The organism is Leptospira terpstrae serovar Hualin str. LT 11-33 = ATCC 700639 (assembly GCF_000332495.1).
GTDB lineage: Bacteria > Spirochaetota > Leptospiria > Leptospirales > Leptospiraceae > Leptospira_A > Leptospira_A terpstrae.
The window spans coordinates 862,737-887,234 of the sequence record NZ_AOGW02000010.1 but is presented as its reverse complement, the minus strand read 5'-3'; the positions used below and the strand labels follow the sequence as shown (position 1 = coordinate 887,234).

Here is a 24,498-nt window from a genome sequence, read left to right as displayed (position 1 = left end):
CTATGGATAAGGAAATCAAAGACCCCGATGGTATTTTAAAGGTAATTACTGCACTTTTCGGTAAACTTCCTGCCTATATTATTAATTCTGAAAAAGAATATCCAGTAAAGATCATTGCCTTAAAAAATAAAGCTCTCATCATTCGCACCAATCTTAAATTCCCCAGTCGGGACCGCGTCTTAACAGTGGTTCATAATGGCAGTAAGTTTTTAGCACATTTTATTGTCGCTGGTGGCGATGGAAATGAAATCGAAATTTTAACACCTGTTAAGATTAAAATTACAGCCGCATCAAGACAGGGTGCCAGGGTAGAAGCAAGCCAAATCCAAACAGGAATGGTTGTATCGAATATCATTAACGTAAATGATGTTTCCAAAGCTATTGGATTTGATGATAAAAAAGTGGATACTATTCTTTTGGCATACCGAGCAAAACTAACAAAAGCATTTCCATTATCTTCTATTTTTTTTGCCGGTCGTATGGACAACCGATTGAGACTCATGCATCATTATGATAAAGATATTTTTATCATTGATCGTAAGGAGAAATCAACTGCCTCAGCTGATTTTTTTCCATTTGATGAGTATTTAAGAATTTTCGATAGTTCTAAAATTCCAGATACATACACTTCAGAAATCTGCGTTCCTATTAAATATAAAGGTTATGTCCATTTAGGTTATGTCCAGGTTTTAGCAGAAAAACCTCTCGACTTTGAAATTTACAAACAAATTCAAACTTTCGCGAATGCTGTGAGTCGAGATATTATTAGTACGGGAGTATTCCAGGAATCCAGGGATGTTTGTCAGGTAATGGACTTAAGTATGGGTGGTATTAGTTTTATCCATGCTCCCTCCCGTTCTTTTTCAAGGTCTGTGACTTTAAATGGTACCATTCTTTTCGATTTAAACTTAGAAGAAGGCAAACGTGTTACAATCCGCGGAATCATAAAAAACATCCGTAACCAAGAAACAAATTTTCGAGTCGGTTGCCAGTTCTACAACCTAACAGAAAAAGATTTAGATATTCTTGGTGCCTTTTTAGATGCAGAAAAAGCAGAAGAATTGGCTAACGCTCCTTTGGAACCACTAACTGCAGAGTCGTCTGAATTAGTTGAAGAAACAACGGAGTCTACCTCCGTGGGAGCTGTGGATGAACCAGGGGATCCTTTTGGTGGTGCCATGGATGCCGATTTTTCTTCGGATGAACCCATCTCTGAATCTTAAGGAATGACTACTTACAAGTCATTGATTCGTTATCCGTATACGGGTAAGACTGTCTTTGAATTTCTCACCACAAAATTTCCCTACCACGACCCGGAAGAATGGAATTATTTACTAGAAGCAGGTCGGGTCAAAGTCCAAGACATCATTGCTCCGTCTCAATTGGTTCTGAAAGAAGGCGATACTTTAACCTATGAACCGATACCTGGTCGAATCGAGGAACCCGATGTTGATACGAACTATTCCATTCTAGAGGAAACAGAGGACTTTCTTTTTGTAGACAAACCAGGAAACTTACCCATACATCCAGCGGGAAGATACCGGACAAAGACATTACTCAATCTTTTGGAGAAGGTTTATCCTATAGCGATTCCTGTACATAGGCTTGACCGGGAAACCTCAGGGATTGTGATCTTTTCCAAAACGGAAGCGGGCCGCACTTGGCTCCAAAAGAAATTTGAATCAAGAACTGTAAAAAAAGAATACCTTGCAGTCGTTCGAGGTTTGTTTCCAAAGGAAGTTGTCCTTAAGGGTTTTATTGGTCGTGATTTGGATTCGGCGATTCGCAAAAAAATGAAATTTTCTCCATTGGAATTTGAAGAAGCCAAGTCAGTATCAACAAATTTCCTTCCTTTGAAATACAACGAATCGCAAAATATTAGCTTGGTGCTTGTCAGACCAATTACAGGTAGGATCCACCAAATTCGAGCCAGTCTACTTTTCTTAGGATTTCCGATCCTTGGGGATAAATTGTATGGACCAAGAGAGACAATGTTTTTGGATTTTGTAAATTCAGGACTTACTGATTCCTTACTTGCAGAACTTGGGTTTGATCGTCAATTATTACATGCACATAGCATAAGTTATATGGATGATCGAATTGGGAAAGAAATCCTGATCAAATCAAAACCACTGGCAGAGATAGAATCCTTCTTCCCAAATTACAAAGACTATGTCCCATAGGTTTTAATAAAAATCCAACGTAAAGAACGCCTTTCCTCCGATCTTTCTATAAAGAGAGAGGAGGCTTTTGCAAAGGATGGCAGGAGCAGGCAGACTATTAAAGGATTCCGATAAGATTGTATTTGGTGAGTTTTGGACTGCAAAACAACGCCAAGGACATCCAATTCATCATACTGTAAGTTATAGAGCATCATTTAAACCGGAACTTCCTTCTTTCTTTATGAAGGAATTCTTAAAAAAGAAAAACAGAGTCGTATATGATCCGTTTGGTGGTAGAGGGACTACTGCGATTCAAGCTAATATTGAAGGGCATGTGGCAGTACATAATGACATCCATCCTTTGTCTATTTTTCTTGCGAGTGCTAGGCAATACGTACCTAAACTCGAAGATTTAGAAAAGAAGTTAAATTCATTGAATTTAGAAGCGGAAGTAGAGGATGATCCTTTTGATGTAAATCTCTTACCTTTTTTCCATCCGCGTACTCTTAAGGAGATCAAAAACCTAAAAAAATGTATGGCAGAAGATCCGTCAGTAGAAATGAAATTCATTTCTCTAATCGCCTTGTCTCGGTTACATGGACATAGCACTGGATTTTTTTCTGTATACACTTTTCCTCAAGTGTCGATTCCTCCGGAAGCGCAGGCAAAAAATAATATCAAACGTGGCCAAACTCCAGAATACCGGCCAATCAAACCAAGAATCTATCAAAAGATGAAACGTGATTTGGCTCTTCCCATTCCACCGTTTTACCATGAATTCTCTAAGAATAATTTATACTCACTGAATTCAGCAAACTCTGTTCCTAACTTAGATTCTGAATCTGTAGATTTGATTGTGACTTCCCCACCTTTTCTAGATAAGGTGGACTATGAAGGTGACAATTGGTTGAGGCATTGGTTTTTGGACATTAGCAAGTCAAAAGATAGAAAACTCAGCATCTTCAGTAATTTGAATGATTGGAATGAGTTCATTCGATCTACCTTAAAAGAGTCAGCAAGAGTTCTTAAAAAAGGTGCTTACATGGTGATGGAAGTAGGGGAAGTCAAAAAAGGAAATTCTATTCTGTATTTGGATGAGGATGTGGTTCGGATGGCGGAAGGGACAGGTCTTGTTTGGAACAAAACCTATGTTCATACGCAGAGTTTCACAAAACTTTCGAATTGTTGGCAAGTTTCCAATAACGAAAAAGGTACAAATTCCAATCGTTGTGTGGTTTTACGGAAAGTTTTATAAGTCTAATCGTTGTATGAAACAAATTCGATTTCTTTTTGTAATTTCTCTTTTGGGGTTTGCCAGTAGTAATTTTGGGACGAATGAGCTTACGGCAGATCCATTAGAAACTCACCCGATCGAAATTTCAATCAAACAGAAATCACCTGGTAAGTTCGAATTAGAATTGTTTTTGCCAAAAGACTTCGGGTTCCAAATGGAAGCACCGCATCGGATATTTTTATCCGGGACTGAGGGTCTTAAAGTTTTGAATGCAGATTTAAAACTAAAGGGGCCAGTGCACCACAAAAAACCAGAATACTTTGAATACTTAAAACCCTTAACCTTCCAAGTAGAAGGTAAGGGTAAGTTACAACTAGATGCGAAGTTGTTTTATTGTAACTTTGTGAAAAACATTTGTATACCTGCTAAAGTAAACAAATCGTTTTCTATTTAAGTTCTAAATCATTCTAAGTCTTTAGTAACGAGACGTTTCAAATTGGTTTTTTGAATTTGGTATAAGAAAAAATACCTTCCACCAATAGAAACGTTTTTATCCACAATCTTTCCTTCTTTCGAAATTTCACGGAGTTCTTTCCTTCCCTTATCGGAAAGATTGGGAATGGTATATGTTTTTAATAAGTTAAGAGACTTTTGTTCGGCAATGGTTTTTGCTTCTTCAGCCCTTGCAGATTCTGATTCCAAAACACTAGACACTGCAACTTGAAACAAAGTTTCAGAAATAAATCCTTCCTTTGCTTTCGTAAACTCTAGAATTACTTCGTTTTCTGTATCTTTGGCCTGTGGCACAACTTCTTTGGTTTCTTTGGATTTACAATTCCAAACGAGAATAGCAATAGCGAAAGAAAGGATAATCCTTGTTAAAGTTTTGTTCATTTACAATTTCCTAGGTTCAGAAATGGGAGTTTTCTCCACACGTTCCATTAATTTAGGTTGGATGTTGCGGAATAGGAAAGCACATTTTGTACGATCAGAGTAATCTTCTTTGTATAGGGTAAGACCATCGAAGAACCAAGCAAAGTTGTGTAAGTTCTCTACAGGGTTGTCTTTTTGGCCTTGGGGATTCCCCCTAACTTCGCCTAGGCCCTGGCCCAAGGTTTGGGTTTGTGATGGATTTGTAGTGGTTTGGCCTTGGGTGGATTGTGGGTTTTGTTGCGCTGTCGTAGCAGTAGGTGTGGCTGCTGTTTGACTGCCTGTTGCTGTTGTGATTTGAGGGGCGTTGGCGACAAGTCTTGTTTGTCTGTCTTTCCCTTCCAGCGATTTCGAATATTCTTCTATCCCTTCTCCGAATTTATGTTTTTGCCTTTGGACTTGAAGAAGGTAAGGCAAACTCAATGTCTCTCTTTCCACAAAAGCTCTTTGTTTACAATCCTTCCTTCTGTCTACACCAGAAACTTCTTTGTAAGTCACAGGGATTTCCACTTTGATTTGAAAGAATTCGCGGGAGATAAAACCGACATCGGTTTCATTCTGGAGTGCACGTTCCACATAACTGGGATCGGCAATGGTAAAGAGGCGGCAGGAACAAAAGAGGCTTAAAATTAGAAGTTTACGAACCATTTCCACCTTCAAGACTAGTAGATGATGTCGAAATTACGAATCTTTTTCCTTTGTTTCTCTCTACAATTTTTACCTCTTTTTTCCCAGGACCAATTCTTTGGAACCTCTGAATCCCAATTTCGCGAAAAGATAAAAACCATTCATTTGGACAATGGTCTGACTGTTGTGCTGATGAAGAGGGGAACTTCGCCTACCGTAGCCCTCTACATCAAATTTCTAGTGGGAGCAGTCGACGAAACTCCCGAAGAAGCAGGGACCGCCCACCTTTTGGAACATATGCTCTTTAAGGGAACAAAAACAGTGGGAACTACCGACTTCGAAAAAGAAGAAAAATACCAAAAACAAATCGAAGTTTGGGGAACAGAACTGGATGATCTGAAACTAAAAATTCGTGACCTTACGACAAGGGGAGAAACCATTCCTTCTACTTTGCAAGAGGAAGCGGAAACCGTAAATCGCAGGTTAAAAAATCTCATCCAACTCCAAGATGCCTTTATCGTAAAAAATGAAGATTCCTATATTTATGAACAAAATGGTGAAGTTGGTTTCAATGCCTATACTTCACAAGATGTTACAAACTACCAAATCCAACTTCCCAACAATCGAATTGAAGTTTGGGCAAAGATTGAATCAGACAGGTTAAAAAATCCTATCTTAAGAGAATATTATACGGAAAGGGACGTTGTGATTGAAGAACGTCGGATGCGCACTGACGATAGTGGAGCAGGTGTTTTGCGGGAAAAGTTTTTTTCTTTAGCATTTGAAAGCCATCCTTATCGAAAACCTGTGATTGGTTATTCCACAGGCCTTCCCTTTTTAAAAATAGATGATACTAAAGCATTCTTTCAAAAACACTACACTCCCGATAGAATGGTCATCTCCATAGTTGGACAGTTTGATTTTGAAGAAACAGAATCTATAATTCGTAAATATTTTTCGGATCTAAAACCAGGCAAACCAAGATCTACATATAAAGTGGAAGAAAAATCTTTCCCTGGAGAAAAACGATTCAAAGTCTATCATCCTTCCGGAAGTCAGATGATGGTTGGATGGCTAAAACCTCCCTATCCTCATAAAGATAATTCCTCTTTTGATGTATTATCCACTATTCTGACTTCAGGAACGGGATCGAGGTTGTACAAACGATTAGTTTTGGAAGAAAAGATAGCAGTGAGTGTAGGAGCTGCCAACGGTTATCCGGGTGAAAGATACCAAAATTATTTTGTATTCTTTATCAAACCTAAAGAGGATGCCAAACCAGAACTGATCGAAAAAATCATTTGGGAAGAATTAGCAAAGATAAAAGAAAATGGAATTCCCCAAGAGGAGTTGGACAAAGTAAAAAACCAAATGGTTTCAGACTTTATCAAAACTTTAGATGAAAATGGAAGTATTGCCGATCTACTTAGTTACTATCAGTTGTTATATGGAAGTTGGACTGGGCTTTTCCGCCAATATTCAGCTATCATGAAAACTTCATCCAATGATATCCAAACCCTCATTCCCACTTATCTCTCTAAAGATAAAGTTGTTGTCGGTGTTTTGGAAGATGTAAGGAAAAAATCAGAATGAAACGTATTTTTTTAGTATTATTAGCTCTTAGTTTTTCTGCACTTGCTGCCCGTGAGATGGGAGAATTTGTTCGGGATCTAAAATTCAAACCATTGGAGTTCGAAGTTCCGAAAATCACCTCCGTAGACCAACCTTCCGGTGTTGAGGTGTTCTCTTTAAAAAATGCGGAATTTCCTATTGTGTATGCAGATATTTATGTTTACCACGGTAAAAAACATTTAGGCAAAAGGTCTGTCGAAATTGCCAGGTTATTAGAAGATAGTTGGGAATTGTCGGGATCTGCTAAGTATCCAAAAGAGAAGTTTTTAGAAACACTGGAGTTTTATGGAGCTTCTTTTTCTGTTTCAATCGATTACGAAAAAACTGTTTTTAGTATCTCTTATCTTAAATCCACCGAGAAGGAAGTCCTTCCTGTTTTACAGTCTTTTTTTGCCGAACCAAATTTAGATGAATCATTGATTTCTACCACAAAGGGAAAGTTAGGTGAGGAGATCAAACGTAGAAATGATAACCCTACGGCACTTGGATCTAGAAAGGCAAAGGAAGCTTTGTTTCGTGGAACCATTGCAGGTTCTTCCATGCAACTTACTTCCTTGGAATCTCTAAAACTCACTGACCTCGTCCAGTTCCAAAAAGAAATTTTGAGTGAACCCAAACGTAGATTTCTTGTGACTGGTGATTTTGATTTGAAGTCATGGGACAATTTTTTTCCTAAATTGTTGGAAGGATCGAAAGCACTGGAATCTGAACAGATCACTCCTTCTCTATTATCTGAAAATGTAAAAAAAGAAGGAAAGGAAATTCGTTTGGTAGCAAAAGATGTAAACCAAACTTTTATTTCTATGATAGGTGTCCTTCCTGAACACAAACATCCTGATTTTTATGCCGTCCAAGTTTTGAATTATATCATTGGCGCCGGAGGGTTTAATTCCTATTATATGAGAGAAATCAGAAATAATAGAGGCCTTGCTTATTCTGCAGGAAGTAATACTGAGTTTCAGGAAAACTATGGAACCATTCAGTTCTTTGCAATGACAAAAACAGAATCTGCAAAAGAAGTACTTTCCCTTATGCGAGAACTCATCCAACCAAAACTCATTGATTCCTTAACCGAAGAAGAACTAATTCGGGCCAAAAACGCCATTATCAACCAGTTTGTATTTCAATTTGAAGATGATAAACGAACTCTTGCCAGTGAAGTGAGAAGACGTGACCACAAAATGCCTGAAGGATATTTACAAAACTTTAGAAAGGAAATCGACCGCTTAACTCTAGCCGACTTAAAAAGAGTGGGCAAACTGTACTTCCAATCAAACAAATTATTAGTGACTATTGTAGGTCCCAAAACTTTGGAATCCTCCTTTCAGGGATCTGTCAAAGTGATCAATCCGGAAGATTAATGTTAACTGCTAGTTTCGAATACAAAGGAACCAAATTTGAAGGATTGTCCGAAGGAGGGATTCGGACATCAATCATTTGTCCTTCCCTTGACTTCATGTTTGATTTTGGATTTATCAATCCTGACAAAATTCATATTGGAAAAATTTTATTAACACATGCCCATCTAGACCATTCTTGCGGAATCCCTTACTATGTGTCACAAAGGAGCCTTCGTAAACTCCCTGTTCCTAAAATTTATCTTCCTAAATCTTTAGAACCTAAGATGTCACAAATTCTAAAATTATATTCGGAAATTGAAGATTTTGAATATGATTGCGAATTGATTGGTCTTAACTTCGGGGACAGGGTGGATTTAAAACCTGGGTATTTTTTTAAGCCATGGCAAAGTTTTCATAGAGTTCCTTCTCAAGGTTATACGGTTTATGAAACCAAACGAAAGTTAAAGAAAGAATGGACTAGTCTCAGTTCTGAAGAAATTCGGAATAAAAAGGATTTGGGGGAAGACCCAACAGAAGAAATTTCAGTTCCCTTTGTTTCCTTTTCTGGGGATACAAAAATTGAATACGTATTGGAAAATGAAGATGTTCGTAAGAGTAAAATTCTCTTTATGGAATGCACCTATTATTGTGAAAAAAGGGATGTGAGTCGGGCAAGGGAATGGGGGCACACTCATTTCGATGAAATCATAGAACATGCCTCAGCTTTCGAAAATGAAGCCATTGTACTTATCCATCCTTCTAAACGTTACAGTTATCGTGAGTTAAACGATTTAGTTCGTAAAAAAGTTCCAGCCATTTTAAAAGACCGCCTTTCTCTTTTTTTACCTCCCAAAACATGAAACCACGACCCAGTATCTATATCCCCGAATTGGAATCTTTTATAGATTCTACTTTGGTCTATAAACCTAACTCAGTTTTTTCGGAAATGGAAAATTATGCCAAAGAGAAAAACATACCCATTGTGACTGCGGCCACGGGAGCTGTGTTATCTCATCTCTTATCCCTACTGAAACCAAATCAAGTTTTAGAATTAGGTACTGGTCTTGGGTATTCTACTCTTTGGATGGCTACCGGTTCTCCAGGAAGTCAGTTTGTGACAGTAGACCGCCACGAAGCACAGGCAGCCCTTCTGGATGAGTATGCTAAAAAGATGGGGATCTGGGAACAAATCCATGTTAAGCGGGTCACTGCCTCGGTGATGGAATACTTAGAAGAACAAACAGAGGAATGGAAGAATTCAGATCTTTTTTTTGTAGATTGTGATAAAATTACCTACCTGGATATTTTCCGAATCCTTTGGAGAAGTGCCAACCCAGGAGCTTGTTTTTTATTCGATAATATGTTATGGCATGGTCGAGTCCTCCAACCTGATCCAAAGAAACCATCCGATTTGGCCGTCATGGCTCTTTGGGATGAGGTGAAATCCCAAGTTTCTCATTATACTTTGTATCCTGTAGGTGATGGGTTACTCTTTTTCCAAAAGGATAAAAAATAGTAGTCAAACCCTTGTAATCTCGGCTATTCTGCTCCTTGGTTTAAGGAGAGTCAGTTTCGTGTTAAAAAATAGTTTCATCATCCTTTCGTTTTGTTTCGTATGTTTGTCGGTGTCAGCACAAGAGTCCGGGGCGCCCGAAAAAGGGAAAGAGTCCTTTGAGGAACTCGACAAATTAGACCAAGGGAACAACTTAGAACGTAAACAATATAAGAACATTTCCGAAAATAACAAAGACCGTGTCATCAATGCTATCAAACTACTAACGATTGTCACTGCAAACTTTGGTGATGAAGTTCCTGATTCCAAAACAGCACTAGACAAAATCAAAAAAGATTACCAAGTTGTTTTACGTTATTACTACAGACGAGCTTACATTGCTTCGGGAAAAGCGATGGTCGCTTTGGAAAAAGATATATCCACTCTACTTGGTAAGTTTTCAAAAAACTATGATACCAAAACACAGAACTTACTTGCGGAATGTGCGGATTTAATCACAGGCCAAGAACAATCGCAGTTGGTGGAAACTTCACAAGAAGGATCGAAGGTTGTGGTTCCTTACCGTGAGATTGCGGAAGGACAACAAAAACTTCGTATCGCATATGGTCAAATGGGTTTGGCAACTGACATGTCCCGCGATGACAGGTTCTACGATGCAATCGTCCATTACCGAATTGCCAAGGACTATGGAATCAAAATCCTGTCTGATTTCAAAGAAGCAGAGGCGGATAAAAAAGCAATCACTGATAAATACAGCAAAGACTTAAGCGATAACAGAAACCAAATCTTTAGCCAACAAACAAAATAGAACTTTAAACTTTTTCTTTTCTCCGCTCCCCTGGGTGCGGAGAATGACTCATCGTGCTTTCTTTATCTTCCTTATTGTTCCGTAGATTTCTCCTCATATTAGGTTTTGGGTTCGTTTCCTTTTCTTTGGGAGCGGTGCCTGTCTTTCGTATTGTTGTGGATCCAGGACATGGTGGTATCGCCAAAGATCCCAAGGCACAACACGGAGACAAATATGACAGTGTCACACAAACTTACTTAGAAACATACAAACAAGGAACAGAACACGGAAACCTAACGGAAAGAAAGGTAGTCCTTAACTTAGCTAAGGAAGTGCATAGAATCCTAAAACTTACCGAGACAGAGGCAGGATGGAAAGAATTTGAAGGGTACCTGCAGCTATTTTCAAAAAAATCAGAATTTACTCGAGTTACCTTGGAAAGTAAACTCACACGGGAAACATCCTTTGATGAAGATTCGGCTTCAGACGATCCGAATGCAACCTATCGGTTGTATGACTTTCCAGACCCAAAAACGGGTGTTCGTCGAAAAGGTAGATTGTCTAAAATCAATGAATCAAAACCTCACCTAGTATTGTCTCTCCATTTGAATCCTGCAAGTAAGGGCCAAACCGGGGGAATGGGTGCCGTCCTGACTCCTGGGTTCAAAACATTCTCCCAAATCAAAAAAATCTCAGAAAAGAAAAAATCGCAAAATACCTTTTTGAATGGTCCTTGGTCGGACTGGCTCATTTTCCAATCGGGCTGGTCCAAATTAGAGAATGCCATGGCAGATACTTGGATTTACTTGCATGGGTATTGGTCGAAAAAAAACGGGAAAGAAACGGATATTTCTAAGTTTGAAGGATACCGCCAAAATATGGTGAGTTGGCGCTATGCCGATGATCCCAATTGGGAAAAACAAATTGGGAAACCAGGCCCTTATGCCACAAATCATGAAGACTTTTTGGAAACAGGAAAGTTTTGGGAAAGAGAGAAGGGAAAAAAAGAGGAGTGGAGAAGGGAAGGGGGAAAGGAAGGGTTTGGTGGTGACAACCACTATGTAACCAAGGAACTGATGCGTTTTGTCCAATATGGACTTCCTATCCAATTGAAAGAAAAAGACTCGCCGTATCCAGAACTTGGTCCGATCCAGAAACCTTATATTTCTACCTATAGCCTTCCTACTTATACCAATGCTCTTTGTGCCTTTATTGAAATTGGATATGTCAATCGAAGTCGTGATATGAAATACCTTACTCAAAACAAAAAAGAAACTGCCATTTCTTTAGCAGTCGGTATCTACTCTTTGTTTGTTGGTCTGGATGTGAAAAAAAATTCCAATTTGCCTTACAATCCAAAAGGTAAAAAAGTAAATTGGGAACGGTATGAAACTTATTTTGATGATGTACTATAAATAAATACGATCTATGAAACCAAAAAAAGAATCTTCGAAAGTTCTCGACCACCCTCTCTTTCAAGAGCTTATAGTTATGTACCAAAAATCTCTCCAAAAGAGATATTCAGAAGAGAATTTAAAACTGTATCCAGAGTTTCGATCCATTCCTCGTAATACAATCGATAGGTTACTCCATTTTTTTTTAGAATACCTTTATCCCGAATATTCTAAAAGAAAGGAATTGGATGCCGCCTTTGATGCGTTATCTGGCTTCGTAAACCATCCCACAAAAATTTGGGGAATCCTTGGTAACTTAGCTATGTCTATCTTTCGTTTTGGAAAACATTTTCCTTTGGCATTAAAAGCGGGGCTTGCTGCTCTCCATTCTTATGTGACAGCTCATCAGTTTGAAGAAGAGCTTGTGATGGAACTGGATAGAAGGGAAAACAAGTTAAGGTTATTGGAATCTGAATTTGCCATGGATTCCCTCATAGCAAAAGTAGAAAAACAGAAAGCCGATGCCTTTCGTAAAGACATTGGTGCCCTCTTCAAAGTATTTTCGGATGCAGACCTTGTTCGCAAAATCATACTGATCATGGAAGATATCTTAATAAAGATGCAATCAAAGGGAAATTTGTATACAGTGGAAGATAAAAAAGGAATTACACTGGGAGTTTCGATTCTAAAAGAGGGAAGAGCTATCTTTGATCAGATGAAAGAAGAAGAAATCTCCCTAATCTTACAAGCCATTGATACCATCGAAGAAGATTTTTATCAAAAGGCTTGCGAGAGAGATTCGAACTAAATTACTGTTGGTACCGATGGCCGGAATCGAACCGGCATGATGTTACCATCGGTGGATTTTGAATCCACTGCGTCTACCAATTCCACCACACCGGCATAAATCAGTCTTCAGCTTCGATATATTTACCTTTTCCGCGGGCCACTATTTTGCCGATCTCATTTTCTATTTCAGCCCTGTTTTCTATGATTTTTTTGTTCTTTTTCACAAACCATCCACGTAAGTGTAATGGTTCATTCACTTTCGCAGGTTGAAGGAAACGTATGGTTAATTCACCTGTAGTGGTTTCAAAATTCATCGCTTCATTGATCTTAACCATGATTTCATCTAGGATAGTGGATATAATTCCTGGGTGGATTTGATCCGGTAAACCCTGGTATTTTTCGGGGCAGGTGTAATCACCAAAGGCAGTTTTTGTGTCTTCGTCAAATGTGATTTTCAACTGCAACCCGTCTGCATTGTCCGGTGAGGAGGCAAAGCTGAGATTTTTTTTCGCAACGGATTTCATGCCACCATGGAACGCAAGAATTTCTCTTGTGTCAAGCAGAAAAAGAACTTGCAGTCATTTTGGCCTAAAGACGTGCGTAAAATGCTAGGAAATTGAATATTCTTTGATTCGACCTTAAGTTACTGTATAGGAAACCTCGAAAATATAGAGTAGTACCCTTTTATGTTAACCACCCTCATGATGTTACTCGGTCTTTCCGGCGCAGGTGCCGACCTCAATGATATCGCTGGGAGCGAGGGGGGAGGCAGGTCCGAAACTGATTTAAGTCCACGCCAAAAACGAAGACAAAAACAAAGACAATCGGTAGAAGCTCAGGAAACACAGCCACGATCAAAATCTCCAAAAAAAGAAAGATCAAATTCCGGTGGGCGCGGAGAAGAATTAAATTTTCAAACAGATTCCAAAGAACCTAAATCGAAACCAAAACCCCTCTCGGAAAGATTATCTGATTTAGAATCGGATAGCGATGAAGAACCAGGAGAACCTGGGAAGCCTAGTTCTGGGAAAGAACCAAAGTCCGGAAGAGGTGGTAGGCGTGAAAAACAAAAACAGCCTAAGTCTCTCAGCGATCTACCGTTAGGTGAATTTGGGGAAGAAGGTTCAGAATCTTCCTCTTCTGGAGATAGACCAAGACGTGAAACACCTGATATTAGTTTTTCCGCTGATGATATCATTTCCAAAAATTCAAAGTATTCCTTTCATAGAAGACCACTCCTCAATGCAGAGGCTCTTGTTGAAGCAGAACAAGTAGAGGAAGCAATTGAGATCTTTGAGCGGACAGGAAACCGCATTCCTGACCAAGAGATCAAAGAAAAAATTAAGAAAAACATTCAGGACTTAGAAGAGTTTTTAGAAGACAATCCTTCTTCTGGAAAACAAGGAGATCCAGGAAAGGAAGACAAATCCAAACAGGATCCGCTAGGAAAAGAAAAGGCAAAGAAAAAAGAACCAAAACCTGGTGTGAGTCCAAAACCTGACAAAGACCTTACAGATCTTGTAGGTGCTCTAAAGGAAGTATCTGAACTTTTTGCCGAATCGATTGCTCGTGCCATCCAATTTGCCCAAAATTCGCCTCCACCTAACTTTCCACAAGCGCCACAATCTTCTCCACAACAGAGCTCCGCTTTACCTCCGCCTCCTTTGCCACCAAACACGGTAGATACGCCATATCCTCAAGGAAAACCTTCTTTACCTTCTGACGCTTCCATCTCTAGTCCCCAGGTTAACCAAAATGTGGCAGGTGGAAACCAATTGGTCCATCCGATTGTATACCAGTTTTTACAATCCTCCCCTCAGGCACCCGGTTTTGATCCCAAGGTCATTCAAAATCAAGACCAACTTTTACAATCGTTAAACCAAGGTTTGACGACGGGAGGACTTGCCGGTGGAATGCCTGGGGCTCCCATGGCACCACCGGGATCAGGAATTGTTGGACCCTTTTATGTTCCTCCGGATATGCCTGGAATCCCAAGTGGATTGGGAAGTCCAAATACTCCGGCAGGACCGCGCCAACCTCTCGACTTACAGACGCTTGCTGACCAGATTTCAAAAAAGGATGTATCGGAGCTTGACCTTCCTGAAGATACTTTCTTTTCCAATGATTGGAAACAATTCAAAGACCTTCCCCTTGTAGACAGAAGGTCTGGTGACGAACGTAGAAAGAATGCGGACAGGCGAACCAATCTTGCAGGAAGAAAAGACAGACGGTCTGGTGAAGACAGAAGGAAAAAAGACCGCTTTCAGGAGCGAGAAGACTTTTTAAAGAACCAAGCTTTAAAGAAGATCGAAAAGAAAGCCAAGGAACTAGAAGCCAAAGGAGAGGAAGCCTCTCTTAATGATTTACTAAAACCCTACTTTCCTGACCAACCAAACTTAAAACTTCCAGAGGATTGGGGTCTTGAACCCATTAATCTTCCTGATCCAAATGATTTGCGTAGGGATGAAAAAGAACCTCTTCTTCATCCACAAGAAAAGGGTCGAACGGATGAGGAACCCAATTGGTTAGAATCAACAACAGATGCTTTACGGAAAGAATTAGAGTTACCTGATCCAATTGATCCACAAACAGAGAAACTCATTTCTCCAAAGACTGACCTGCCAGAAGCGGTAGATCCAAACAAACAAAAGTCAGAGACCATCATTGAAACCGATCTACCGATCCAAGTAGAACTCACCAATCGGCCGTTAACTAGTGAAGACTTAAGGATAGGACTTCCCGATGCAGATGAAGTCTTTCGGGACCGCAAACTTAAAGAAGATGCAGGTGCGGGCGACGGGCCCACTCTGGAAGACGCAGAGGCTCCTGAAATTGAAATCGTTGATGGAAACTTAGGCGAGATTGCGGATGAAGAATCGCCCATTCCTCTGGATGAAATGGCCGAAAAAGCCACAGAGGACGAACCAGAAAAAATCATCCACGGGGTTTTGGAACTAAAACCCCCCGAAGCAGATGACGCGCCCTTTTTAACACTGACTTATGATTTTGGAAAGATTCCCCATGCATTTCGATTGTCGAAGAACTATTCCATTATGGAATATTCGTATTATAAATACAAACCTATGCTTATGAAAGCACAAGAGTTTGCTCGTCGTAAGATGTTAAAAAATGCTTTGAACTACTACCGAGTGATCAAATCACAAAATATTCCTCCAGAACTTCGTAAGATGATCAATCGTAACATTCGCGACATCACAGAGTTTATGGAAAAATTCCTTATGGCTAAGGGAAACTAAACTCTTGACAACTTTTTCTTTTTTCACAGTCTAACATAGATAAGAGAGGTGCAAACCGATGAGATTGCGAACACAAAAATAGGCAAACAAATATTAAAATACTAAATCCATCTTTCTCCTAACTCGTTAGGACAAGACTTGTTTGCTTATTTCCCCAATGGAAACCAAAGGAGCTTGTCGCATGTCCCAACATATCACCATTCACAATTTAAATTATTTCTACGATTCTCAATCCGAGCTTTTATTCCAAGGTCTAAACCTTCATTTTAGTGTAGGTTGGACGGGAATTGTTGGCAAAAACGGGAGTGGAAAATCCACTCTTGCCAAAATCATTGCAGGTTTACTGGTACCAAATTCAGGAACTGTGGTTGGAAATGAAACTGTCTATTACCTTTCCCAAGATACAGATCTTTCCAAAGAAGAACTATCAGATTTTCTTTATGACAATTCCAAAGAATCAGGAAAATATAAAAATCTTTTGAAGGTCAAAATCAAATCTTTAGAAGAATATGATCATTTGAGTTTTGGAGAAAAACGAAGGATCCTCCTTGCTATGGCTTTGTCCTATGGACCTGCGAGTTTGATTTTGGATGAACCCACAAACCATTTAGATTTTGAAAGTATCCAGATCATTCAGGGTGCTATGAAACATTACCAAGGAATTGGAATCCTCATTAGCCACGACAGATCTTTGTTAGATGATCTTACAACTTCTTGTGTGTTTTTAGAAAAGAATTTTTATTCGCAACGGCCAGGAAATTATTCCGAAGGCAAAAGGGAAATGAAAAGAGAAGCCGAGAAGAGAGTTCACGATTGGGGAATTAGGCGGAAAGAAAGAAAAAAACTAGATGCAGAACTCAAACGTAGAAGAGAAGAGGCGAGTCTTTCCCACAAACATAGATCCAAAAAAGGTTTGGATCTTCATGATCATGATGGTCGTTCTAAAAAGAACTTAGCGCGTGTGAGTGGAAAAGATGGTCAAGCTGGCCGACTCAAAAATCAGTTAGAAAAAAGATACGAACAATCCGAACGAAAAGAAAATGAAATCTTTGTAAACCTTCCTGAAAAAGAAAATTTGGGGATAACTTGGAAAACGGAAATTTCCAAAAGGAAACATTTGTTTTTATGGGAAGAAGATTGTTTTGATTTTGGATTTATGAAACTAAACTTGAATACTCATATTCAAATCCAACCTGAATCAAAAATTTCGATCACTGGAAAAAACGGAACTGGTAAATCTACACTCCTTCGGTTTTTAGCAAATCAATGCGAAGAAAAACAAATTCCTTATTTGTATTTACCCCAAGAGTTTTCGAAAGAAGAGGTCCAAAGTTTGCAGTGGAAATTTCAAAACCTTCCAGCGGACGCAAAAGCGAAGGTCCTTTCGGGAATCCACCGGTTGGGAACAGATCCAAAACGTTTTGCAGAGTCAGAAAGTTTTAGTCCGGGAGAAATAAAAAAGTTATATTTATCTCTTCACCTGGAAGAGAGCCCAGAAATTCTTCTCTTAGACGAACCAACCAACCATTTGGATATAAATTCTTTAGAGGCACTCGAGTGCTCACTTAAGACCCTCCAAACCGCATTGGTGGTGGTTAGCCATGATAGGCGGTTTGTCGAATCTATCACTTGGGAAGAATGGTCATTGGAAAACCTGTCGCTCGTCCAAAAACATCTAGACAGAATCTAAGGATTGTACTTAGAATAATTCTAAGGAGTGACTTTATGCCACAAGTGACATCACATGCCCCAGATTTTAAAGCAACAGCAGTGATCGGGGATAGTTTTAAAGAAATCAAATTGTCCGATTACAAAGGAAAATGGGTGGTTCTATTTTTCTACCCACTCGATTTTACATTTGTTTGCCCGACAGAAATTATTGAATACGATGCGAAACTCGAAGATTTTAAAAAGATCGGAGCCGAAGTTTTGGGAGTTTCCGTTGATAGCGAATTTTCGCACTTAGCTTGGAAAAAAACAGCCCGAAAAGAAGGTGGTATTGGTGAGATCAAATACCCACTCATCGCTGACAAAACAAAAGAGATCGCAAAATCCTTTGGAGTTTTGATCGAGTCAGGCCCTGATGCTGGGGTTGCCCTTCGCGGGACCTTTATCATTGATCCTGCGGGTATCATTCGCCAAGCAACTGTTAACGACCTTCCTGTAGGACGTAACATTGAAGAAGCAGTGCGCCTCATCAAAGCTTTCCAATTTGTGGAAAAACACGGTGAAGTTTGCCCTGCAAACTGGGACGAAGGAAAGAAAACGATGAAAGCAGATCCTACTGGGTCTAAGGCTTACTTCGCTTCCGTAAATTAATTAAAGATTCTCTGAAATAGAGAAGGGAGAATGTATGGAAACTACAGCCAGTTTAGACAAGGCACCTTTTGAATTTTATAAACCTGATAATTTTCCAAAGGGCCTCACTCGTAAGGTTGTAGAATCTATCTCCCATATCAAAAACGAACCAAGTTGGCTTGCTGAATTTCGTTTGAAGGCTTTCGAAGTCTATGAACAAAAACCAATGCCTACTTGGGGATTCATACCTCAGTTTCATATTAATATCGATGACTATGTACATTATGTAGGTTCCAACCAAAAGAAAAAAAAATCTTGGGACGAAGTGGATCCAGAAATCCTACGTAGTTTTGAAAAATTAGGAATTCCTGAACACGAAAGGAAATACCTGGCCGGAATCGAAACCATGAATGATTCCGAAACCATTTATGCGAACGTAAAAAAAGAACTTACTGATCTCGGAATTATTTTCTGCGACATTGACACTGCCATCAAAGAATATCCGGAACTCGTTCGTGAGTATTTGGGAACCGTAGTTACCATTGGGGATAATAAATTCTCTGCCCTTAACTCAGCAGTTTTTAGTGGTGGATCATTTGCCTATATTCCTAAGGGAGTTAAAACTCCCATGCCTCTTCAAGCATATTTTAAAGTAACAGCTGCTAGTTCCGGACAATATGAACGCACACTCCTCATCGCTGATGAAGGAGCTCATTTGGAATACAGCGAAGGATGTACTTCGGTTCAGGACAAAGGAACCAATTTTCATACTGCCGTCGTAGAGCTCGTTGCCAAAAAAGACTCTAAGATATTTTATACCACCATACAAAATTGGAAAAAGAATATGTACAATTGGACCGTGAAACGGGGGATCTGCGAAGAAGCAGCTCACATCACTTGGACCGATTGTAATATTGGAGCCAATACCATCAAATATCCAGGGATCATCTTAAAAGGTGATCATTCCACTGGGGATGTTTTATCCTTAGCATTTGCTGGAAGTGGGCAAGTGCAAGATACTGGTGCTCGGATCATCCATGTGGGAAAAAATACTCGTTCCAATATCCTTGCCAAAGGAGTGGCACTCGATGGGGGAATCAATTCCTACCGTGGGCTTGTTAAGTTTGAACCATCGAGTAAAGGATCTTACAGTCATATCAAATGTGATGGGCTTATGATGGACAACCGCTCTCAGTCGCATGCTTACCCCTACAACGATGTTTCTGGGGAAGAGGGAACTCTAAACTACGAAGCCACGGTATCCAAAATTGATGATGACCAATTGTTTTACTTACAATCTAGGGGTATGTCCGAAGACGATGCCAAGTTACTCATTATCAACGGATTTTGCGAAGGAGTCACCAAACATTTAGATGTGGAATACTCTGTCGAGATGACAAAACTCATCAAAATGATTTTGGAAGACGGAAAGGTCATTGCCGAAAAATAGTCGGCAAATTCATTCTCTACTCACTTTCCTTAGTTTTCCTGATACAAAGTATTTTGTAACTTTTCGTAAAAGGCGGTAGTTTCTACCGTTTAAAGACAAGAACTGCCACTGCAGCACTTGCAATCAAAAGCCCTAAATACTCTCTGACTTCTTCCACTTCCATTCCAAAGTAGGGAGCTTGTGTGTAAAAATATACGGCTAAAACTAAATAAATTGGTATAAGAATCCACCCAACGAACTTGGGCACCATACGATAGAATCCAACAAGCGCTATGATTGCCACAATAGCGTAAATAGGGAACCAAAGGTAAGGGTCAGGGTCATTCAATTGCAAATAAGCAAAGTAGAGGAAGATAGGGATACAAAGAATTCGAAAGAGTTTCATAGATCTCACCTAAGTTTTTTGATTGCGGACACAAATCCAAGTCAATTATCTTATGACTGGAACCTTAAGTACTATGAAAATCCAAATCTTTGTTTTATTTTCCTTTTTGTCTGTCTCCATTTCTTGTGATGATTTAGGCAGGACCGTTTTAAAAAACTTCAATAAGAAGTATGAAACCGATGGCCAAGTCCTCGGATCAAAACCCCTCTTTATCGGCCTGGATGCCAAACGCAAACAAGTTGCTATCTCACTACAAGAAGTCGTGAAGGTAAAAGAACCCACGGACATCCAGTTTCCCCCAGGGGACACACCCTTTCTTTTTGTTTTAGAAAAAGCAGGGAACCTTATACTCTTTCACAGAGAAAAAAAGACAAGCCGAGTGCTTGCAAAATTTCCAGTCATTACGGATAGCGAAGAAGGTCTTCTTGGTCTTACTTTCCATCCACAGTTTTCCAAACAACCAAAACTATATACCAATTATGTTAAGTCGATTGCAAACAAAGACATCACGATTGTTTCCGAATGGGAAGTGGAAAACCCAACCAATTACGAGACTATGAAACTCGTAAACGAACGTGTGTTATTGCAAGTGGAACAACCTTATCCTAATCATAATGGGGGACAATTGGCGTTTGGCCCGGACAGTCATTTGTACATTGGACTTGGGGATGGAGGGTGGAGAGCCGATCCCAAAAACCATGGACAAAATCCAAATACCTTACTTGGATCCATTTTAAGAATCAGTGTGACCGCTGACAAAGAATCTAAAAAACCTTATTCCATACCTTCAGACAATCCCTTTGTCGGAAAATCCGGTTACGCATCGGAAATTTTTGCCTATGGGATACGTAATCCTTGGCGAATGAGTTTTTCACCTGACGGACGTTTGCTTGTGGCTGATGTGGGCCAAGATGCCTATGAAGAAGTAGATATCATCCTTTCTGGTAAAAATTACGGTTGGAACCAAACGGAAGGTTTTCATTGTTTTACTGACGGCTGTAATACGGCACTTTACCAACCTCCTTTTTATGAATATGGTAGAGACGAAGGCCAATCCATCACTGGTGGATATGTGTATACAGGTTCTGCCATTCCCAGTTTGAAAGGAATGTATGTGTTTGGTGATTTTATCCAAGGAAAAATTTGGGCTATTCCTGTTCCAAAACCGGGAGAGAATGTTAGGGTAACGGAAACCGTTGCACTTGGAAAATGGAACTTACTCATTCCGACTTTTGGACGGGACAATGATGGAGAAATCTTTGTAGCAGACTACCAATCAGGAACCATATATAAAGTGGTAAAACCTTAACCAAAATTGGCACTAACCATTATACTGAATTAACTTTATGGACGTTTCTTAATTTTTATTTATGAAAAAACTATTTTCAAAACTGCCGTTTTACATTCGGTTTCATTTGCTTTTGGCGGGACTTGGGATTGTATTCCTTACTATTTACCGGGTCGCTTTTTTTACCATGTATTCTTACCGGATCCATGACAAATCCATTTGGATTTTATTCAAAGCATTTTTAAAAGGCGCACGGTTTGATATTTCCGTCTTATGTGTGTTACTTGGCGCGAGCTTGTTGTATTCTTCTTTACACTTTCTCAACCGTAACCGTATTTATCGGGCTGTATGGAGAACTTTCCCCGTCATTTTAATCATCCTACTTCTTTTTCTTCTCATTGCGGATTTGATTTATTATGAGAATGGAAACAAACATTTAGGATACGAAGCTTTTGCATATCTGGGTTTTGAAATGTTGCCTCTTGTGGGATCTGCTTTTTCTCAAAACCCTTTTTTGTTTTTACTTGGCCTGTTTGTCATAGGTGGCATTAGTTTTGGAATTTATAAAATCCAATCTAAGTTTCCTTATTCGCATGTAAATTTACACTATAAGTGGGCGGGGCTCCAATTTCTGGTAGTATTGGCACTTCTTATTCTTGGGATTCGCGGAGGAATTCAAACGAGTCCTCTAAGGACAAGTGATGCCATCATCACCAAAGAAACCATCATCAACGATTTAGTCCTTAACCCAGGTTTTACTGTGATCACCGACTTAAAAATGACCAAAGTGGACGACCGTCATTTTATGAAATTGAATGATGCCAGTGCCATCGTCCAAAAGGAAGTAGCTTATCCTGGTTCTATTTTTGTGAGTGAAGAATATCCTTTACTTCGGAAAAACACTCTCAATACAACGAAACCCTTACCACATATTGTTGTGATTGTTTTGGAAGGTTGGACAGGAAAGTTTATTGATATCATTGGAACTGGCCAAGTCGAAGGAAAAGTAGTCACACCGTATTTTAACCAACTCATTCGGCAAGGGATGTTCTTTAAGAATTTTTTTGCGAGTGGGGGAAGGACTACCAATGGACTTATGGCTCTTATGGGAGGAATTCCCGACAGACCAGGCCTCACGGCGGTTCGCACCCCGCAAATCCTCAATCGTTTTTCAGGGCTTGGAAATATTGCAAAAACAATCGGTTATGAAACTCTTTTTGTTACGGGAACTGATCTCAGTTTTAACAATAAAGGAAGTATCATGTACCATTGGGGATTTGATACTCTCGTCGGCAAAAGTGAGTTAGAAAAAAATCCAGAATACAAAACGGGGCCTTGGAGTTATTTGGATGAAGCTTCACTAGACGCCATGCATCGAAGGTTGTTAGAGGTAAAGCCTAGTAAACCAATTGTCTCTGTCATTCATACAGGAACCACTCACTATCCATACAAAGTGCCAGATGAAAAGTATCGATTGTTTGAATCGACTACTCAAGACAGTGAATACTTAAACGTTCTCCACTATGCAGACTTTGCTCTGCATGAATATATGGAAAAAGCAAAAAAAGCTCCTTACTTTAAGGATACTATTTTCTTTTTTGTTTCAGACCATAGCCACCACCGCTTTCTCAACTATTACGAAGATCGCAATGTTCCTCTACTGATCTATGCCCCGGGTAAAATCAAACCGGAACTGAGAGAAGACATCACTTCCCAGTTGGATTTAATTCCTACGATCCTTGGTTTTATGGAAAGGGAAGTTTATTTTAGTGTGATGGGTCGGGATTTAAGGAAAGTGAAAGGACAGTCTGCTTATTTTGCCTATGGGAATATATTTGGATGGATTGAAGATGACTTTTTGTATTACCAGTCAGTGTCTGGTGGACAGGGGGAAACAAAGACCATCAAACCACCGTTTGTGGACATCGGGCTTTGTTACAGAGATATCAATTTATGCAAAAAACATGGGGATAAAACGAAAGCTTTTTTAAATTTAGGAGACGAACTCCTGAAGTCGAACCATTTGTTCCCTTCGGAGTCCGTTCTTAAAGAAATTAAATCTAATACCAAGTATTAGAAATATTACTCAAATCAAAGAAGGTCTTTCGTTTGATGACTATCCAAACTAAGGATACAAACGAGAGGCCAATGAGTGGAATGGCAAAGATCTCAATATTTGGAATATTGGAATAAAACAGTGCCGCAACAAAAGCTAGAATAAAGAGAACGTTTCGAACTACTTCTGTCCTTCTCGACCATCGTTTCATTTCCATTGTCCTATCGATAGAAAACAGACTAAAGACGATCACGATGGATAATATTCCCAATGTCACCATGTCCTTTTCTAAATTGATTTTTGCTACCTTCCAAATCACAAGACCCACTGCCATAAGTACAGCCGCTTGGAGTGCCACATAAATCATAACTCCCATCGGAGGTTTTGGATCATATTTGACCACTTTGTTCGGTTCGGGAGCTGCATCCGCAGGTGTAATTAAGTATGTTGGTTTCCAACCAGGAGGTCCAAATACCGTTTTCAATACATCACCCAAAGATTTACATTTCAGAATTTGAAAGAACATATCTTTGAATACATGTAGGTTTACCGTGATGGGGTTAAAAGAATTCACTGGTTTTGTCAAACCATAGATAGGTTCTTCCGCTTCCCATTCAAAAGATCCAAACATCCGATCCCAAACGATAAAGATACCACCATGGTTGCGGTCAATGTATTTTGGTTGGATTCCATGGTGAACTCTGTGGTTGGAAGGAGTCACCATAAACTCTTCTAAAAATCCTAACTTCCCAACAAAACGAGTGTGGACCACAAATTGGTAAACTTTTAGAATTCTATGACTGAGTAAAAACATTGGCCAGGGAATTCCAAGGACTGCCATAGATAGAAAATAAATATATTCGAATATTCTTTGTAACCCGTTTCCACGAAAAGCCACAGATAAATTCATTTCTTGTGTGGAGTGGTGGGTGACATGGGTGGCCCAAAATAAATTGATTTCGTGGCAATGTCTATGAAACCAGTAATAGATAAAATCAGCAAAGACAACTGCAAAACTCCAAGCTCCGAGAGCCTTCCAGTTTACAGAAAAACTTGGCGAAAAACGAAATGGGCTTTCCAGTGGAAAAAAATTGTACCCAAGCGTTGAGAGAGAAAAGTTTCTTTCCACTTGGTCATATACATACAAGGCACCGAGGAGGATGACCACTCCAATCAATGCAAAGATCACACCAGTACTCACGTCTGCAATGAGAACATTCAATCGGTAATATTGTTTTCCTTTGATGTAGGAAACAAATATCTCGATTCCTATCAGCGCGACCATGACGATAAAGGCATATTCCATAAAGGCGTCGCTATTCATTCGTAATTTTTCCTCACTAGATACTAGGCTTT

Annotated in this window: 22 protein-coding genes and 1 tRNA gene; 17 read left to right on the top strand and 6 right to left on the bottom strand. The window is 39.5% G+C overall.

The window, feature by feature from the left end; genetic code table 11:
* The first annotated feature begins 2 nt into the window (after positions 1-2).
* From LEP1GSC203_RS12620 to mpl17, 4 genes are all read left to right on the top strand, one after another.
* Positions 3-1,223: a PilZ domain-containing protein gene (locus tag LEP1GSC203_RS12620; protein ID WP_002973741.1), complete on the top strand. Its 1,221-nt coding sequence runs from the start codon at positions 3-5 to the stop codon at positions 1,221-1,223.
* 3 nt (positions 1,224-1,226) lie between these two features.
* A complete protein-coding gene (locus LEP1GSC203_RS12615) occupies positions 1,227-2,183 on the top strand; it encodes a pseudouridine synthase (protein ID WP_002973879.1) in 957 nt (318 codons plus the stop codon).
* Positions 2,184-2,259: 76 nt separating this feature from the next.
* On the top strand, positions 2,260-3,417 hold the full coding sequence (locus LEP1GSC203_RS12610) for a DNA methyltransferase (protein WP_002974446.1): 1,158 nt from the start codon (positions 2,260-2,262) through the stop codon (positions 3,415-3,417).
* 13 nt (positions 3,418-3,430) lie between these two features.
* Complete coding sequence (gene mpl17 / locus LEP1GSC203_RS12605) at positions 3,431-3,850, top strand: cell surface protein MPL17 (RefSeq protein ID WP_002974350.1); 420 nt, start codon at positions 3,431-3,433, stop codon at positions 3,848-3,850.
* An 8-nt stretch (positions 3,851-3,858) separates the two neighbouring features.
* Here the strand turns inward: mpl17 and LEP1GSC203_RS12600 are convergent, their stop codons facing one another.
* Both LEP1GSC203_RS12600 and LEP1GSC203_RS12595 read right to left on the bottom strand, forming a co-directional pair.
* Positions 3,859-4,290 carry a lipoprotein gene (locus tag LEP1GSC203_RS12600; protein WP_002973714.1) on the bottom strand — a complete coding sequence of 144 codons (432 nt, stop codon included), beginning with the start codon at positions 4,288-4,290 and terminating at the stop codon, positions 3,859-3,861.
* Entirely contained in the window at positions 4,291-4,974 is a 684-nt protein-coding gene (locus tag LEP1GSC203_RS12595; RefSeq protein ID WP_002973602.1) for a hypothetical protein, read from the bottom strand.
* A gap of 21 nt (positions 4,975-4,995) precedes the next feature.
* On the opposite strand from LEP1GSC203_RS12595, the gene LEP1GSC203_RS12590 reads away from it, so the two are divergent.
* Genes LEP1GSC203_RS12590 through LEP1GSC203_RS12560 form a run of 7 tightly spaced genes read left to right on the top strand, consistent with a single transcriptional unit; the run spans position 4,996 to position 12,427 of the window.
* Positions 4,996-6,546: a M16 family metallopeptidase gene (locus LEP1GSC203_RS12590; RefSeq protein WP_039937826.1), complete on the top strand. Its 1,551-nt coding sequence runs from the start codon at positions 4,996-4,998 to the stop codon at positions 6,544-6,546.
* The gene (locus tag LEP1GSC203_RS12585) at positions 6,543-7,946 is read left to right on the top strand and encodes a M16 family metallopeptidase (RefSeq protein WP_002973662.1); all 1,404 of its coding nucleotides are present in this window, start codon (positions 6,543-6,545) and stop codon (positions 7,944-7,946) included. The genes LEP1GSC203_RS12590 and LEP1GSC203_RS12585 overlap by 4 nt, the downstream gene beginning before the upstream one ends.
* The gene (locus LEP1GSC203_RS12580; RefSeq protein ID WP_002973694.1) at positions 7,946-8,785 is read left to right on the top strand and encodes an MBL fold metallo-hydrolase; all 840 of its coding nucleotides are present in this window, start codon (positions 7,946-7,948) and stop codon (positions 8,783-8,785) included. Before LEP1GSC203_RS12585 ends, LEP1GSC203_RS12580 begins: the two co-directional genes overlap by 1 nt.
* Positions 8,782-9,441: an O-methyltransferase gene (locus LEP1GSC203_RS12575; protein WP_002974034.1), complete on the top strand. Its 660-nt coding sequence runs from the start codon at positions 8,782-8,784 to the stop codon at positions 9,439-9,441. Before LEP1GSC203_RS12580 ends, LEP1GSC203_RS12575 begins: the two co-directional genes overlap by 4 nt.
* A gap of 58 nt (positions 9,442-9,499) precedes the next feature.
* On the top strand, positions 9,500-10,246 hold the full coding sequence (locus tag LEP1GSC203_RS12570; protein WP_002974134.1) for a hypothetical protein: 747 nt from the start codon (positions 9,500-9,502) through the stop codon (positions 10,244-10,246).
* Between the two features lie 53 nt (positions 10,247-10,299).
* Complete coding sequence (locus LEP1GSC203_RS12565) at positions 10,300-11,640, top strand: hypothetical protein (protein WP_002974214.1); 1,341 nt, start codon at positions 10,300-10,302, stop codon at positions 11,638-11,640.
* 13 nt (positions 11,641-11,653) lie between these two features.
* A complete protein-coding gene (locus LEP1GSC203_RS12560; protein WP_002974201.1) occupies positions 11,654-12,427 on the top strand; it encodes a hypothetical protein in 774 nt (257 codons plus the stop codon).
* Positions 12,428-12,435: 8 nt separating this feature from the next.
* On the opposite strand, the gene LEP1GSC203_RS12555 is transcribed toward LEP1GSC203_RS12560, so the two are convergent.
* Both LEP1GSC203_RS12555 and LEP1GSC203_RS12550 read right to left on the bottom strand, forming a co-directional pair.
* Positions 12,436-12,522, bottom strand: a tRNA-Leu gene (locus tag LEP1GSC203_RS12555).
* A gap of 5 nt (positions 12,523-12,527) precedes the next feature.
* Positions 12,528-12,932 (bottom strand): PaaI family thioesterase, encoded by a 405-nt coding sequence (locus LEP1GSC203_RS12550; RefSeq protein ID WP_002973585.1) that lies wholly within the window; start codon positions 12,930-12,932, stop codon positions 12,528-12,530.
* Positions 12,933-13,094: 162 nt separating this feature from the next.
* On the opposite strand from LEP1GSC203_RS12550, the gene LEP1GSC203_RS12545 reads away from it, so the two are divergent.
* The 4 genes from LEP1GSC203_RS12545 to sufB all read left to right on the top strand — a co-directional run bounded on the left by LEP1GSC203_RS12545 (position 13,095) and on the right by sufB (position 19,413).
* Positions 13,095-15,665 (top strand): hypothetical protein, encoded by a 2,571-nt coding sequence (locus LEP1GSC203_RS12545; RefSeq protein WP_002973712.1) that lies wholly within the window; start codon positions 13,095-13,097, stop codon positions 15,663-15,665.
* A gap of 181 nt (positions 15,666-15,846) precedes the next feature.
* Positions 15,847-17,355: an ATP-binding cassette domain-containing protein gene (locus LEP1GSC203_RS12540; protein ID WP_002973820.1), complete on the top strand. Its 1,509-nt coding sequence runs from the start codon at positions 15,847-15,849 to the stop codon at positions 17,353-17,355.
* A 35-nt stretch (positions 17,356-17,390) separates the two neighbouring features.
* Positions 17,391-17,984 (top strand): peroxiredoxin, encoded by a 594-nt coding sequence (locus LEP1GSC203_RS12535; protein WP_002973954.1) that lies wholly within the window; start codon positions 17,391-17,393, stop codon positions 17,982-17,984.
* Between the two features lie 34 nt (positions 17,985-18,018).
* The gene (gene sufB, locus LEP1GSC203_RS12530) at positions 18,019-19,413 is read left to right on the top strand and encodes a Fe-S cluster assembly protein SufB (protein ID WP_002974163.1); all 1,395 of its coding nucleotides are present in this window, start codon (positions 18,019-18,021) and stop codon (positions 19,411-19,413) included.
* Between the two features lie 82 nt (positions 19,414-19,495).
* Here sufB and LEP1GSC203_RS12525 read toward each other — a convergent pair whose 3' ends face one another.
* Positions 19,496-19,798: a transmembrane 220 family protein gene (locus tag LEP1GSC203_RS12525; protein WP_002974186.1), complete on the bottom strand. Its 303-nt coding sequence runs from the start codon at positions 19,796-19,798 to the stop codon at positions 19,496-19,498.
* 73 nt (positions 19,799-19,871) lie between these two features.
* On the opposite strand from LEP1GSC203_RS12525, the gene LEP1GSC203_RS12520 reads away from it, so the two are divergent.
* Together LEP1GSC203_RS12520 and LEP1GSC203_RS12515 are read left to right on the top strand one after the other, a co-directional pair.
* Entirely contained in the window at positions 19,872-21,107 is a 1,236-nt protein-coding gene (locus LEP1GSC203_RS12520) for a PQQ-dependent sugar dehydrogenase (protein ID WP_002974454.1), read from the top strand.
* Between the two features lie 61 nt (positions 21,108-21,168).
* Entirely contained in the window at positions 21,169-23,163 is a 1,995-nt protein-coding gene (locus LEP1GSC203_RS12515; protein WP_002973717.1) for an LTA synthase family protein, read from the top strand.
* On the opposite strand, the gene LEP1GSC203_RS12510 is transcribed toward LEP1GSC203_RS12515, so the two are convergent.
* Positions 23,147-24,466: a sterol desaturase family protein gene (locus LEP1GSC203_RS12510; protein ID WP_002974320.1), complete on the bottom strand. Its 1,320-nt coding sequence runs from the start codon at positions 24,464-24,466 to the stop codon at positions 23,147-23,149. The genes LEP1GSC203_RS12515 and LEP1GSC203_RS12510 overlap by 17 nt on opposite strands.
* Positions 24,467-24,498 lie beyond the last annotated feature (32 nt).